We start from the raw sequence: 14903 nt of genomic DNA, 5'->3' as shown, positions 1-14903 counted from the left end.
GTAACCAACGCTCATCGCCTTCCGCTCTTATCGACCTGCTGCGAGTGGCGCCCCTTTTGGAGCCATCTGACAGGGAGCATGATGAGTGGGTCGCGGATTATAACGACTATCGGTGCTTACCACAAGACCACAGGCGCTTGTCAATTGTTGCGGCTCTCACTACCACAGCGTAACCGCAGCGGGTGTCTTGACGCCCAACAGGCAGCCCCATAGCATGACCCCAACACATGATCACAACTAATCCACAAATACGGGCGGCACTTACCGCCTCCCTCTGCCGCGATGAACGGATCCCATGACTGCTAACGTCTCCTCAGCCCAGCCCGTCAGCCCAACACCTTCACCGCTGCACGCCGTGGTGGCTGATGACTTCGCAGCCGTTAACCGGACGATTGTCGAACAACTCAACTCTAAAGTGCCATTGGTCGAAACGATCGGCCAGTACATTACCGAAAGCGGTGGCAAACGGTTGCGCCCTTTATTGGCGCTACTGGCCGCCCGCTCTCTCAACTACAGCGGCGATAAGCATATCCCGCTGGCTACATTGATTGAGTTTATGCACACCTCCACGCTGCTACACGATGACGTCGTGGATGAATCGCATATGCGCCGGGGCAAGAAAACCGCCAATGACGCCTGGGGCAATGCGCCGTCGGTACTGGTCGGTGACTTTCTCTACGCCCGCTCGTTTCAGATGATGGTCGATGTGGGCTCCATGCGCATTATGGCGATCCTTTCCGGCGCTACCTGCATCATCGCAGAAGGCGAAGTGCTGCAGTTGACCAATATCGGCAACCCTAGCATCTCAGAAGAGGATTACTTCGAGACCATTTTGGGTAAAACCGCCATGCTGTTTGAAGCGGCTTCTCACAGCGGTGCGGTGCTGGCAGAAGCAACGCCGGAACAGGAGCGCGCGCTCCAGTATTATGGGCGCTACTTAGGTCTCGCCTTCCAGTTGATTGATGACCTGCTGGATTACCAGGGCGACGCCGATGCCATGGGCAAAAATGTCGGTGACGACTTGGCAGAAGGCAAGCCAACGCTGCCGCTGATCCACGCAATGGAGCAAGGCACGCCGGAACAAGCCAAGCTGATTCGCCAAGTGATTCGCAATGGCGGGCTTGATCAGCTCGACGCCGTGCTGGAAATTATTCACGCCACCGGCGCACTTGACTATACTCGCCAGCGAGCCGAAGAGATGGCCGATAAAGCCCTGCAACAGTTAGACGCCCTGCCGCCCAGCGCCTACCGCGACAGCATGGCCCAGCTGGCCCGCTTAGCGGTTGATCGCCAAGCATAAAAATTGCTGGATCATACCGCCGAGGACTTGAAAAAACACGTCTGGCTAAGTATGATCCTCCTCCGTTGTTGAGTACAGATGAGCACAGCTTGGCAACATTCGGAATATAGCTCAGCTTGGTAGAGCGCTGCCTTCGGGAGGCAGAGGTCGTAGGTTCGAATCCTGCTATTCCGACCAAAGAATTCAGCAAAAACGGCCACTTAGCTAATACAGCAAGTGGCCGTTTTTTGTTGGGTGTTAACTAGGTGATATATAGGTTCAACTCGCCGCTGCCTACCAATAAAAGCACTGCCAAAAAAATTAGCCTGCTAGCAAATATGCTACGATAAGCGTTTGTGCTTTTCACTCTCTCCTTCTCTTGATATGGAAAAAGACCATTAGCCAGTTAACGCATATTAAGGCCGTACTCCTCTTTGCCAGCACCATGACCGTCATGTCGGGGGCGATTATCGCGCCTGCGCTGCCGGGAATTAGCCGCCATTTTCCTGACCAACCACAGGTGTTGATTCAACTAATCCTAACCATTCCGGCGCTGATGATTACCCTGTTCAGCCCACTGATGGGGTATCTGGCTGACCGGTTTGGGCGCAAGAAATTGCTGCTGATGATGCTGGGCATCTATGGTTTTGCCGGGGTTGCGGGCTTTTTCATTGATCGCGTGGATCTGCTATTAAGTTCCCGCGCGCTAATGGGGATTGCGGTGGCCGGTATCCTCAGTATCAGTACGACCCTGGTAGGTGATTATTTTGAAAGCGCCGAACGCGCCCGTTTTTTGGGGCTACAAAGCAGTTGCATGGCTTTGGGCGGGGTTATTTTTATTAACCTTGGTGGAATACTTTCCGACTGGAGTTGGCGCGGCCCGTTTCTCCTCTACCTAACCGGCGTACTTTTGCTCCCCTATGCCTGGGCGGTTCTTCAAGAACCCAAATCCAGCGGTAGCGTAAACACCGGTGTCATCGATGCGCCTGTGAAGGTGGATTATGGGCGCACCGGGCTTGCCTACCTCATCGCTATGATCAGCATGGCGATGTTTTATATGTTTCCCGCCCAACTCCCCTTTTTGCTCTCTCAGCAGGGCCAGATAAGTGGCATGGCGATCGGCATCGCGCTTTCGATGGCGGCCCTAACGGCCAGTATCGTGGCGTTTTGCTACGGCTACTACAAACCGTTTCTGTCGGTGATGACGATCTATGTTTTAGGGTTCCTGCTGGCGGCCACTGGCTTTTTGATCGTTGGGTTCACCGAGAGTTACGCCATGGCCATTGTGGGTGCGGCGATTTCCGGTTTTGGCCTTGGCGCCTTCATGCCGAATACCACCACCTGGCTGATGCGAATCACTCCCCAGCGGGTGCGCGGCCGTGTATTTGGTGGCTTCACCTCGACCTTCTTTTTCGGCCAGTTTGTCTCCCCGGTGGTGGTCGCCCCGGCCGTGATCTGGCTAGAGTCGCTGCGTAATGTATTTACCGGCATGGCAGTGGTGTGCGGCCTGCTGGCCGTCGTGCTGATTATTCTGGGTAAAACGACCCTACGGGCAGATAGCAAGCTGTAGGCCAGCCGCATCGTAATAAAACGCTTCAGAATGCTTGGTGAACATGGGCTGGGCAACCGTTGATTGCAATAGGCAACCGCGCCACCGGCGCTACTAAAAAAGCATGGCACTTCTAGTACATCGCTCATACAGTAATAGCTGGTGATAAATCCTTTAAAAAATCTTGAAGGAGACGCTGCTTGGATACACTAAAAAGAGTCATGTACGTTGAAGACGATGACGATATCCGTTTAGTCGCATGCATGGCGCTGGAGGATGTCGGCGGCTTAACCGTCAAGGCCTGTAGTTCCGGCGAACAAGCATTAAGAGACGTTGAAGCGTTTGCTCCCCAAATGTTTTTACTTGATGTGATGATGCCGGGCATGGATGGCCCTAGCACGCTGTTGGAATTGAGCCGCCAAGGCTATATCACCGAAGCAACAGCGGTGGCCTTCATGACGGCTAAAGTTCATCCTGAAGAGGTGGTGCGTTATAAGAAGCTCGGGGCCACAGACGTCATAGCAAAGCCTTTTGACCCCATGACGCTCGCTGACGACGTCCGCTCAATCTGGAAGGCATTTAATGGCCGACTCAACTAACCCCCAAGCCTTCGCTGCCCGGCTGGAAAAGCTAGCTGCTGCCTACTCAAAACGTCTTGCTGATGATTTTAGTCATCTCACGATGCTCGCTGGTCAGCTCGAAGAAGACCCGTCGTGTACACAATCCCTCCAGCAATTACATGCCGCCTTGCACTCGCTGGCAGGTTCTGCAGGTACCTTCGGCTTCGTGCAGCTTGGGCGTCAGGCCAGAGAGCAGGAGCTGCAGGTAGCACAAAACCTGGAGCAACCTTGCAATGACAAACAGCCACTGCCTGTTTTTGAATGGATTACCGCGTTACAAAAAGCGCTTAAAACGGATGAAAGCAAAAAATCGGCTATCCGCATAGAGACTTCCAGGGCAGAAAGCGTTGGCGGAGAGCCGGTCATCTGGCTGGTAGAGCGCGATACCATGTTGGCAGAATATATGGTTCAACAACTGCACAGCTTCGGATTTCATATCCGCCATTTGCTTAATGCAGAGGCGCTCGCTGACGACAAAAACTCATCGCCTGATTTGCTCTTAATCGACCATCGTGCCTCCCAGCTAGAGGCCCTCAGGGCTGATCCTGTCACCTTCTGGCAACAGCATTTAAAAGATTTTACCTGCCCGGTTCTCTTTATCGGCAGCGAGGAAAGCTTCACGGCGCGCCTCAACGCCTTACGTAGCGGAGGACAGAGCTATTTCGTCAAACCCTTGGATATGATCAATCTGGCCTCCTATATGGCGCAATTGATTAAAACCAAAGATACCGTGCCCGAGCGGGTGATGGTTGTCGAAGACGACGAGGAATTGGCTCAGCACCTTCAAGGCGTGTTGGAGGAGGCCGGCATGCACGTGACAGTGCTTGATCGTGCCGATGCGTTATTCGAGGCGATGCATGATGCGAACCCTGAACTGATTTTGATGGATCTCTGGTTGCCTGACGTTACCGGCACAGAGATGGCGGCCCTTTTAAGGCAAGTGGAACAATGGGCTCAGGTGCCCATTGTGTATCTTTCGAGCCACTTCAATTCAGAGCTACGCGACCAGGCATTATTAAAGGGGGGCGATGCGTTTCTGGAAAAGCCCATTGATCCCGACCTTCTCATCAACCTATGCCGCTCCCGGGTAAAGCAACGACGTAAGCTGGAAGATACCCAAAACCGAGACAGCCTTACCGGTCTGTTGAAACACGCCAGCATCAAAGAGGCGCTGGACTACCAATGGCAGTTGACTCAACGAAAACCGCAACCTTTCAGCGTGGTCATGCTCGATATCGACCACTTCAAGGCCGTTAACGACACCCATGGACATGCCATGGGGGACGTCGTCATTGCAGCGGTAGGCACCCTGCTGCGCCAACGTTTCCGGAGTACCGACCGGCTAGGCAGATACGGTGGAGAAGAGTTTACCTTGGTACTGGTTGATTGCACCGCTGACCACGCCGAGCGCATGGTGAATAACCTGCGCGAAGACTTTGCTGCTATTCAGTTTACCGGCGGCGGCAACCCGTTTGCCTGCACCTTGTCGGCGGGCGTGGTAGACAATCAGCACTTTCCTGATGACACCGCCGAGTCTCTGCTTAACCGAGCTGATCAAGCGCTTTACCAAGCCAAGAACAGTGGCCGCAACCGTGTCTGTTTGGCGATAGATTAGCATCAAAAGCGATGTGACCGTTGAGGTAGAACAATGATAACGCCACCGACCCCGGATAACGAAAATGAACGTCAGCGCGCCCTTGATGCAACCGGATTGCTGAATAGCGGCCCGGTGGAGCGCTTTGATCGCCTAACGCGCCTTGCCCGACAGTATTTCTCAGTGCCCATTGCCCTTGTCTCATTAATTGACCACGAGCGGCAGTGGTTCAAGTCACGTCAAGGGCTCGATGCTGAGGAAACGCCGCGTAACCTATCCTTTTGCGGTCACGCCATTCTGTCCAGCTCGCCATTGATCGTCGAAAATGCACTTGAAGATCCCCGCTTTGCCACCAACCCCCTCGTGACCGAGGCACCTAAGATACGCTTTTACGCGGGCGCGCCGTTACATACCGTCGACGGCTATCGCATTGGCACGCTATGCCTGATCGATATTCAACCGCGAACCTTTTCAGCAGAACAGATCGATATGTTGGTCGATCTAGCGGCAACGGCGGAAGAGCTGATACAAGTCGACGAAATCAGCCAACAATCATACTTAAGCCTTGAATCTGAATTAAGAGCCAGCCGTGAACGGCTGACAAAGCTAGTGGCCCAGTTGCCAGGTACGGTCTATCAGTTTCGCCGTTTTCCTGACGGCCACATGACGTTTCCGTTCAGCTCACCGCAAATTCAACAACTGTATGGCATCACACCCGCTCAAGCCGCAGAAGATGCGACCCCGGCCTTTGAGCGGATTCATCCCGATGATCTCGACGCCATCAGTGCGACTATCGAACACTCATCCAGCACACTGGAAGACTGGACGGCAACGTTTCGTGTTGCGCGCCAGGAAAACGACTATCGCTGGATTACGGGGCAAGCCAAACCAGAGCGCCTTATCGATGGCAGTACCTTATGGCATGGTTACCTGCAAGATATTCATGAACAGGAACTGGCACGCCTTGCCATGACGCACAGCGAAGCCCGCTTACGGGGGCTGTTCGAATTTTCTCCCATCGGCATTGCCTTGAATGATTTTGACACTGGGAAGTTTATCGATTTGAACGACGCCTTGATCTTACCCACGGGTTATACCCGCGATGAGTTTGTGTCGTTGAGCTATTGGGACGTCACCCCTAGAGAGTATCAACCCGAAGAAGAGAAAGCGCTTTTAAGCTTAAAGACCACGGGACGCTACGGCCCTTTCGAAAAAGAGTATATCCGCAAGGATGGCAGCCGTTACCCAGTTCGCTTACAAGGCATGCTCAGCCAGGAACAAGATGGGCGACAGGTGATCTGGTCATTGATAGAAGACATCACTGAACGCCGCAAATTGGATAAAATGAAAGATCAGTTTATCGCGACCGTAAGCCACGAGTTGCGCACCCCCCTAACGTCTATTAAAGGCTCATTAGGGCTACTTAATGGTGGCGCAGCGGGCCAACTACCCAGCAAAGCTCAGGCGCTGGTAAAGACCGCCGAACGCAACGCTCAACGCTTGTTCGTATTGATTAATGATTTATTAGATATGGAAAAACTGGTCGCTGGCAAAATGCCGATGAAGATGAGCGTGCAACTGGTGGCCCCGTTACTCGACGAGATAATTGAGTCCATGAGCGGCTATAGCGAGCAGCATCAGGTGACTATCCAAATGCCTGACGATTGGCCTAGCGCTCTGATTAATGTTGACGCCCCTCGCTTGGCACAAGCGCTCTCTAACTTATTATCCAATGCGATTAAATTCTCCCCCCAGGGCGAAGCTGTTGAGGTTGACGTTAAGCCTTATGCGAACACCATCGAAATTTCCGTTTGCGACCACGGCCCGGGGGTTGATCCGATATTTCGCACTCATTTGTTTCAGCGTTTTTCTCAAGCTGACGGCAGTGATACCCGAAAGCTACCCGGAACGGGGCTTGGGCTGGCGATTAGCCAGGAAATCTGCCAGCAAATGGGCGGAGAAGTCGGCTACCGCGAAGCGATAGGTGGCGGAGCCAACTTTTTTATTGTATTGCCAAGGGTATTATCATGATAAAAGCACCGCTAAGCGTGCGAATTGTCCTACTCGTGCTAGTCACGAGTGGCATCCTGGTCGGCGGCATGCTAGCAACGGTTTACCAGTTAATGGTCTCCGATTACGAAGCATTGGTAGCTGAGCGAGAAACAGCGGTTATAAAGCGCGTAGCCTCCGAGCTGGAATTATCAAATCAAAAACGTTTGCTGGGATTAGAGGCCTTCGCCACCCGCTTAGTTACCGATGACGGACAGCTACTTGACGACGACGCACTGCAATCGCTGCTGCAGAAATCTTCTGTTGCCAGCGAGCTGTTCCCGGATGGCTTGCTGGTGCTTGATGCAGAGGCGACCGCTATTGCAGAAGATCAATATTCACCGGGGCGTTTGGGCACCAATTATGCCGACCGCCCTCACTTTCAGCGTGCCAGGCAAACCCAACAGGCTGTGATTTCTGAGCCGATTTTGGGGCGAACCACCGGGCTGCCGTTGCTCTCATACTTGCAGCCGATTGTGGCTGAGAGTGGCGATATCATCGGCTATGCGGGCGGACTACTGAATCTCGCCAATACGCCCCTCGTCGACACCGGGAGTGTCATTGAGAGCAATCCAAGCACAGTCACCCTGATTATTGATCCTCAACATCGCCTGTTTGTATCAATGCAAGAGCGCTTCGACAGGCCTGAACCTCTGCCCGATGAAGGGGCTGATGCCTTAGTCGACGCGGCACTATCGCTCAGCCCTGCGGGCAGCATCGTTAAGTATCAGCAAGAGTCCTACCTAGTGGCTAGCCGGCAGTTGGACTCTCCCGGCTGGATTATCCTGAGGGCGCTACCTTACAGTGAGGCCATAGCCCCAGCGCAGGCATCTTTTCGCCATTTTCTGCTTATCGCGCTGATTGCTATGACCATCGTGGGTTTAGCGGGCGCATGGATTGCACGCAGCCTAACGCAGCCCATAGAAAGAATAACCCGCCGTATTGAGCATATGGCTGATAATGCACGCTTTGATAGTGATTTCCAGGAAAAGGGGGGCCCGGAAGTAACTGCATTAGCCCACGCGATGAACCGCTTAGCCAATGAGCGAAAAGCGGCGGATATGGCTATTTATAAAGCCGAGCGATTTTTATCCAGTGTGCTTGAGTCCGCGTCGGAAGTATCAATTATTGCGACCGATACCGCCGGGATAATCACTGCATTTAATAAAGGTGCCGAGAATATGCTCGGTTATAGCCACCAAGAGATGGTCGGCAAACAGACCCCCGCCATATTGCACCTGAAAGAGGAGGTGGATGCTCGGTCGGCACAACTAACCACTGAGCTAGGCCATTCCGTTGAGGGTTTTAGAGTATTTGTGGAGAAAGCCGAACAACGTGGATCAGAAAAACGCGAGTGGATCTACGTTCACAAAGATGGCCACCAGATCCCCGTATCAATGGTAGTCACGGTCATGCGCGACAGTGCTGGAGAGATTAATGGTTACGTGGGTATTGCTGAAAACATTACCGAGCGGAAACGCGCCGACAAGATTAAAAATGAGTTTATATCGACGGTTAACCATGAACTGCGTACGCCATTGACATCCATCTCAGGTGCGCTGGGCTTGATGGTCGGCGGTAATGTTGGTGAGTTGCCTGAAAAAGCCCAGACACTACTGACGACCGCCCATAGAAACAGCAAGCGCTTGACTCACTTGATTAACGATTTGCTGGATATCGAAAAAATCGCCGAAGGTAAACTGCATTTCGATATGCAAGTTCATGCAGTGATGCCCTTGCTCGAACAAGCACTGGAGGCGAATCACCACTACGGAAGCAATAGGGATATTACCCTGTCATTGACGGGCAATGCGTCAAATGCGCTTATCAATGTTGATAACCAGCGCTTCATGCAAATAATGGCCAATTTATTATCCAATGCGATCAAGTTTTCCCCCCAGGGGGGCGAGGTTACCCTTGCGGTGGAAACCACACCAAGCAAGGTAAGTATCAGCGTTATTGACAGCGGGCCTGGCATTGCCAACGCGTTTCGCAAACAAATATTCCAGCGTTTTGCCCAAGCTGATGCCTCGGATTCCCGTGCTAAAGAAGGCACTGGCCTTGGCTTAGCCATCACGCGCGAACTGGTGGAGCACATGGGAGGGCGGATTGATTTTGAGTCCACCGAGGGCAACGGTTCACGTTTTTTCTTTGAACTACCGTTAGTACAAGCGGCAGAGCAAGACACTTGGCAACTGGAAGGTATCACTGACCATCAGGAAGCTCCCCGTATTTTAGTGGTCGAAGATGATAAAGACGTCGCCAAACTGCTGAGTATCATGCTCAACGATGCCGGGTACCAAGTCGATACTGCATTGACTGGCGCAGAGGCACTGAACCGCCTGAAGCAAACGCATTACGACCTCATCAGCCTGGATTTGATGCTACCCGATACCGATGGACTCGATATTATCCGTCTGCTGCGCCAACAGCCAGACACCGCTGACATACCGATAGTCGTGGTCTCGGCAAAAATGGAACAGGGTCGTTTAGCTATCAACGGCGATGCAACAAACATTGATTGGCTGGCTAAACCGATCGACCAGCAACGACTCATCGGCATAGTCCAGCAACAATTATCAGACAAGTACGAGCATCGTCCACGCGTGCTTCACATCGAAGATGACAGCGACTTACATGAAGTGGTTTGTGCCATGGCCGGTGATCACTTTTCTTTTGAAGCTGCCTATACGGTGCAAGAGGCGCGCACACGCCTGAAGCAGGGGGCATTTGACGTCGTGCTTCTTGATATCGGGCTGCCGGATGGATCGGGGTGGGATTTAGTTGCTGACATTCGCGCTTGCCAGCCTGGCGCTAAATTGGTCATCCTTTCCGGGGCCGATATGACACAGCAACAACATGGCCAAGTCGAGGCTGTTTTGCTTAAATCACGGCTATCCAAAGAGACATTGATTAATGGAATCAATGCGCGCATTGAATCGTTCCGTTCGACCAGGCAGCCACCCACAAACCCTGCTAGTTAAGTGCTTACATGATTTAGTTACCCTGGCGGGTGAATCAGCCCCGCCACGCTGACCAGAATCAACACTGCACCCAGCACACGGAAGAACAGCCCGGTATCCGCTTTGAGCATATAGCGGTGGGCTTTTTCTCCCACCAAATGGCCGATAAAGGCGCAGGGCAGCAGCCACAGCTGGTGGATCAACTGAAGATCCACCCCCGCGATCAAGAACGAGACCATCTTGATCACCACTAGGATAAACCACAGCACAAACATGGTATCTCGCAGCTGTTCCTTGGCCACGTGAGTGGCGAACACCGCCACGATTAGCGGCGCGCCAATCAGCGAGGTACCGCTGACATAGCCGCCGAGTGCCAGCAGCACGTAGTCCACGTATTTGTTCTTACTCTTGAACGGCTTGTTCAGCACATAGCCAATGGCATAAATGAACACAATGCCGAAAATAATGCTGGTCATGACCTGAGCGGGCAGCGTTAACAGCCCCACCACCCCAATTAGCTTAGGGATGATCATGATTTTCAGGGCTTTGAACAGGTAGCTCCAATCGATATTGCTCTCAGGTGTACCGCTTCCCACGCCCTCTTTCTGTAGCTGGCGATGCCCGCTCCAAGCGATCCAACTAGAGAAAATCAGCAGATGAATGGCAATGATCGGCAAAAACACCAGGGGCTCGTTGACCACCAAAAGAAGGAATGGCAGCGCCAGCACGGCGCCGCCAAAGCCCAGGCTAGTTCGCACAAAACCGCTCCAGGCAAAAATTAGCCCAATCAGCGCATACTGGTACCAAAGTAGATCTGTCACGTTAGGGTTCTCAATTAGGGAGTGGGGTTGCCCAGCGACCACCAGCGTGGCAATAGCGCGCGCACACTGGCCTGGGCAAAACGATCATCCATTAATACCACAACCCCTTGATCTTCTGGACTACGAATAACGCGGCCTGCGGCTTGCACCACTTTGATCATGCCGGGAATGCGGTAGGTGTAATCGTCGCCCTGGCCAAAGCGTGCGGTTAAGCGTGCTTTGAGTGCTTCGTTAAAGTCGTTAAACGGTGGCAGCCCCAGGGTGGCGATAAAAGCACCGATCAACTGATCGCCAGGCAGGTCGATACCTTCCGCAAAGGCACCGCCCAACACCGCAAAGCCGATGCCTTCTCCGCCGGGCGCAAAGCGCGCCAGAAACGCTTCGCGCTGCGCTTCCGGCATCCCGCGGGTTTGGCTGAACACAGGCACTTCCGGGTGCACCTCGCGAAATCGCGCCAGCGCTGCTTCCAGGTAGGCAAAGCTGCTGAAGAACGCTAAATAGTGGCCGGGCTTGCGCTGATACTGCTGCACCATGGTCGCGACGATAGGATCGATCGAAGCCTCTCGATCACGATAGCGCGTCGAGATATCGCTGCGTATTCGCACCTCAAGCTGACGCGCAGCAAAGGGGGAGGCAACTTCACGCCATACCGTGTTCTCCGGCAGGCCGAGGAGATCCCGATAGTAGTGAGCAGGGGTTAGCGTTGCCGAAAATAGCACGCTTGTACGGGCTGCTTTAAACCGCGGGGCCAGAAAATCGGCGGGTATCAGATTGCGGAGACCCAGCACCGCTCGCCCACGGCCGTAGCGGGTAAGGTCACACAGGGAGTGCTCACCAAAGTGCTCTGCCAGGCGGCAAAACGCTAGCGCTTCAAATAACACTTCCTGGAGCTCCAAACTGGCGTCTTCGGGGTGCTCACCCAAGTGATCGGTAATCGCAGCGCCGACCTGCTGGGCAGCGGTTACCAGCTTTTCGGGCAGCGCCGTGAGCAGGCGGTAGGCCGGGCGTCTCGGCTCGCCCTGTTCCTCAATCCCCGCATCTCTAATCACCGCCTGCCACTGGCGGGCCAAACGACCCAAGGGTCGAGAGAGCGGCTTTGGGGCAGCGCGACGCACGCGATTGAAACGCTGCTGATCGAGCTCGGCGCTGTACATGCCGCGGGCGCGCTCAATCAGATTATGCGCTTCGTCGACCAGCACGCCCGTGCGCCAATCGTTGGCTTGGGCCAAACCGTGCAGCAGCGCGTGGCTATCGAACCAGTGATTGACGTCGCCGACGATCACATCGGCCCAGCGCGCCAGCTCCTGACCCAGGTAATACGGGCACACGTCATGGGCCAACGCCACTTCGCGCAACGCGTCACGATCCAGCCATGCCTGCTCTACTGCCGCTTGGCGAGCCGCGGGCAGGCGATCGTAAAAGCCTGCGGCCAGTGGGCATGACTCGCCGTGGCAGGCTCGATCGGGGTATTCGCAGGCCTTCTCTCGCGCCACCAGCTCCAACACCCGCAGAGGAAGTGTTTCATCACTAGCGCGCAGCATTGCCAAGGCGTCCAACGCCAAACGGCGGCCGGGGGTTTTCATGGTGAGGAAGGCGATGCGATCGAGCTGCTGGCGAGGCATGGCCGAAAGCATCGGGAACAGCGTGGCCATTGTTTTACCAATACCGGTGGGCGCCTGGGCGAGCAGGCAGCGCCCGGTGCTGGCGGCTTTATAAACGTCTTCGGCGAGTTCCCGCTGACCGGGGCGAAACGCAGCATGGGGAAAGCGCAGGGCCTGCAGGCGACTATCGCGCCCCTGACGGTGCCCGGCCTCCTGTTTTGCCCAGGCAAGGAAGCGTTGGCACTGCTCGGCAAAGAACGCCTGGAGTTCGTCGGCAGCGGCGTTCTGGCTAATCAGGGTCTCTTTTCCGCTGGTAATATCCAGATAAACCAACGTTAAGGTAAGGGTTTCCAGGCCGCGTTCCGCACACAGCAGCGCGCCGTATACCTTCACCTGTGCCCAGTGGAGGGCGCGCTGGTTATCTCCCATCCGCTCTAAACTGCCGCGGTGGGTTTTAATCTCTTCCAAGCTGTTGGCCGTTGGGTCAAAACCATCGGCGCGGCCAGTGACGGTTAGCCCTTCAAAGGCACCGGTCAGCGGCAATTCGGCGATATAGTCTGCCCCGCGTCGGCTGGCTACAAGGGTGTGCCCTTCGATGCCTTCGCGCGCGCTGGGGGCCGGGGTAAAGCGGTGATCGAGATCTCCCTCCCGGGCAGTAAAGTCACACAGCGCCCGCACCGCCACGCGGTAGGTCACACTCATACCTCAAGCTCGTCGCTTTCCGCCCAGCGCACGTAACATACCGCGACGGGCATCTCGTGACGGTGAAAAAACGTCAGCCAGCGGCGCTGGTTATCCTGCAGCCGATCACCGGGGCCTTTGACCTCAATCATCCGATAGCGCGGCTCGCCAACAGCCGCATCGGGCATAAATTGAATCAAGTCGGGCAGCCCGGCCCGGTTGGCTTTCAAATCACCTAGCAGCCGCTCAAAGCACAGCCGTAGGTGCACAGCGGGAATACACGAAAGCGCCAGCTCAACCAGCGGTTCATCAACAATCGCCCAGTGCACAAAGGGGGACGCCAGGCCGTGTTTCTCCCGCCAGGTGGATCGAATCACTTCGCGGTAACTGCCGTCTTCCAGACGCGCAAGGCAAGCATCGAAGGCGTCTCGCCGCCGTGCCACAAAATCGTCGCGGTATAAATCCGCCGGGCCATTGTGGAAAGGATGGAAGAAGGCCCCTGGCAGGGGGGCGAAAATCACTGGCCAGCAGAGCAGACCAAACAGCCCGGTCAGCAGCGCGTTTTCCACGTAGTTGACCGGCGCCTCAGGCTCGCTGAGTGCTTCGACCACAGCGCGTTCGACCCACTGCGGCCCAGGCAATGATAAGTCCCAGCGCTCATGGGCGGGTTCGGGGTCGCTCGGTTCAGCAGGCAGTTTAAGCCGCCGCTGCACGCGTGGCAGAATTCTCGCCAGCGCCTGGTGCTCGGTTTCGTTAGGGCTGCTCTTAAGTGCATGGGTGGCCAGCTCAAAGGCCGCCTGGTGTTCGCCCTGCCGCTCCAGCACCCGCAATTGCCGAATGCGCGCCTCGCTGCTACCTGACTCGCTATATAGTTTCAGCGCTAGCACCGAATCGCCGCTACGCTCCGCCTCTCTACCCAACTGCAGCAGTAATCGGGCGCGCCGCGTAGCTAACCAGCGGTTGGCCGTGGGCGGCGGCACCTCAAGATGTAGGTCGGCAGGCTGGCCCCCTGCATCGAGACGTTCACGCAGGCGATGGAGCGCTAAGTAGGTATCGACTTCCTGACGCGATTGGAAAGCGCGGGATTGCGGCGTAAAAGGTACAAAGTCAAAACGCTGCAGCCCCAGTTCGGTCAACACGAACTCGGCCCAGTCCTGGCGCAGGTTACCAAAGAACATCAGTCGCAGGCGGTCGCAAATATGCATGATGGTGAGGCGCACCACACGGTCAGTCGCGTTAGCCCACCAGGTCTGCAGCGTAGCGGCGTGTGTGAGCTGGCTTTCCAGTGTGCCGTAGAGCACGGTTTTGGCGCTAGAGGCGCTAAGTCCAGCGGCGCGTATCTCGTCGGCAAACACCTGACGCAGCTCGGCAAGGCGCAGTTGGTTAAACAACTCATCGACGCTAAGAGCTGGATCACCCTCGACCCAGCCCAGCGCGACCAGTGGCGCTATCGCCTCTGCGCTGTCGCCTACCTCGGTATAGCGTAATTTGCTAAGCCGAAACAGCTCGCCTTTACGCATTACCATGCGCACCAGCAGCGCTTGAGAAGCCTGCGGCAAGGTTTTGAACTGTTCAAGAAAGGCCAGCTCGTCTGCTGCGAGCAGATCAGCGTGGCGCTCCCCCACCCAGGCCAAAACGAAGCGAAAGTTCGTCAGGTAATAGAAGGGGTCATCGAGGGAGGCGGTAGGTGTCGCGAAAGCACTGTTCATTCATCCATTGTATCAGTGCAACGCTATTGTGACAGTC

The 14903-nt window shown here is 55.1% G+C and carries 9 protein-coding genes and 1 tRNA gene; 7 read left to right on the top strand and 3 right to left on the bottom strand.

What is annotated here, in order from left to right; translation table 11 throughout:
• The first annotated feature begins 295 nt into the window (after nucleotides 1-295).
• The 7 genes from ispB (at nucleotide 296) to QEN58_RS01230 (ending at nucleotide 10075) form a co-directional block, all read left to right on the top strand.
• Nucleotides 296-1300, top strand: coding sequence for an octaprenyl diphosphate synthase (gene ispB / locus QEN58_RS01260; RefSeq protein WP_280105411.1), 1005 nt, complete (start codon nucleotides 296-298; stop codon nucleotides 1298-1300).
• A 100-nt stretch (nucleotides 1301-1400) separates the two neighbouring features.
• Nucleotides 1401-1477 (top strand) — tRNA-Pro (locus QEN58_RS01255).
• A gap of 247 nt (nucleotides 1478-1724) precedes the next feature.
• Nucleotides 1725-2849, top strand: a complete 1125-nt coding sequence (locus QEN58_RS01250) for an MFS transporter (RefSeq protein ID WP_280105410.1) — start codon at nucleotides 1725-1727, stop codon at nucleotides 2847-2849.
• A 179-nt stretch (nucleotides 2850-3028) separates the two neighbouring features.
• Nucleotides 3029-3427 carry a response regulator gene (locus tag QEN58_RS01245; protein ID WP_280105409.1) on the top strand — a complete coding sequence of 133 codons (399 nt, stop codon included), beginning with the start codon at nucleotides 3029-3031 and terminating at the stop codon, nucleotides 3425-3427.
• A complete protein-coding gene (locus QEN58_RS01240; RefSeq protein WP_280105408.1) occupies nucleotides 3411-5063 on the top strand; it encodes a diguanylate cyclase in 1653 nt (550 codons plus the stop codon). The genes QEN58_RS01245 and QEN58_RS01240 overlap by 17 nt, the downstream gene beginning before the upstream one ends.
• A gap of 33 nt (nucleotides 5064-5096) precedes the next feature.
• Nucleotides 5097-7073, top strand: coding sequence for an ATP-binding protein (locus QEN58_RS01235; protein WP_280105407.1), 1977 nt, complete (start codon nucleotides 5097-5099; stop codon nucleotides 7071-7073).
• Nucleotides 7070-10075, top strand: coding sequence for a response regulator (locus tag QEN58_RS01230; protein ID WP_280105406.1), 3006 nt, complete (start codon nucleotides 7070-7072; stop codon nucleotides 10073-10075). Before QEN58_RS01235 ends, QEN58_RS01230 begins: the two co-directional genes overlap by 4 nt.
• A 17-nt stretch (nucleotides 10076-10092) precedes the next feature.
• Here QEN58_RS01230 and QEN58_RS01225 read toward each other — a convergent pair whose 3' ends face one another.
• Genes QEN58_RS01225 through QEN58_RS01215 form a run of 3 tightly spaced genes read right to left on the bottom strand, consistent with a single transcriptional unit; the run spans nucleotide 10093 to nucleotide 14866 of the window.
• Nucleotides 10093-10875 carry a TSUP family transporter gene (locus QEN58_RS01225; RefSeq protein WP_280105405.1) on the bottom strand — a complete coding sequence of 261 codons (783 nt, stop codon included), beginning with the start codon at nucleotides 10873-10875 and terminating at the stop codon, nucleotides 10093-10095.
• Between the two features lie 14 nt (nucleotides 10876-10889).
• Nucleotides 10890-13178 (bottom strand): ATP-dependent DNA helicase, encoded by a 2289-nt coding sequence (locus QEN58_RS01220; protein WP_280105404.1) that lies wholly within the window; start codon nucleotides 13176-13178, stop codon nucleotides 10890-10892.
• Entirely contained in the window at nucleotides 13175-14866 is a 1692-nt protein-coding gene (locus QEN58_RS01215; protein ID WP_280105403.1) for a VRR-NUC domain-containing protein, read from the bottom strand. Before QEN58_RS01215 ends, QEN58_RS01220 begins: the two co-directional genes overlap by 4 nt.
• Nucleotides 14867-14903 lie beyond the last annotated feature (37 nt).

The sequence above is a fragment of the Halomonas alkaliantarctica genome, from assembly GCF_029854215.1.
Lineage (GTDB): Bacteria > Pseudomonadota > Gammaproteobacteria > Pseudomonadales > Halomonadaceae > Vreelandella > Vreelandella alkaliantarctica_A.
The sequence above is the reverse complement of the archived record's forward strand: the minus strand, read 5'-3'. Positions and strand labels throughout refer to the sequence as shown.

Excerpts from the sequence above, each read along its gene's own strand:
- ispB (WP_280105411.1), top strand. The coding sequence starts at position 296 with ATGACTGCTAACGTCTCCTCAGCCCAGCCCGTCAGCCCAACACCTTCA.
- QEN58_RS01250 (WP_280105410.1), top strand. The coding sequence starts at position 1,725 with ATGACCGTCATGTCGGGGGCGATTATCGCGCCTGCGCTGCCGGGAATT.
- QEN58_RS01240 (WP_280105408.1), top strand. The coding sequence starts at position 3,411 with ATGGCCGACTCAACTAACCCCCAAGCCTTCGCTGCCCGGCTGGAAAAG.
- QEN58_RS01235 (WP_280105407.1), top strand. The coding sequence starts at position 5,097 with ATGATAACGCCACCGACCCCGGATAACGAAAATGAACGTCAGCGCGCC.
- QEN58_RS01230 (WP_280105406.1), top strand. The coding sequence starts at position 7,070 with ATGATAAAAGCACCGCTAAGCGTGCGAATTGTCCTACTCGTGCTAGTC.
- QEN58_RS01220 (WP_280105404.1), bottom strand. The coding sequence starts at position 13,178 with ATGAGTGTGACCTACCGCGTGGCGGTGCGGGCGCTGTGTGACTTTACT.
- QEN58_RS01215 (WP_280105403.1), bottom strand. The coding sequence starts at position 14,866 with ATGAACAGTGCTTTCGCGACACCTACCGCCTCCCTCGATGACCCCTTC.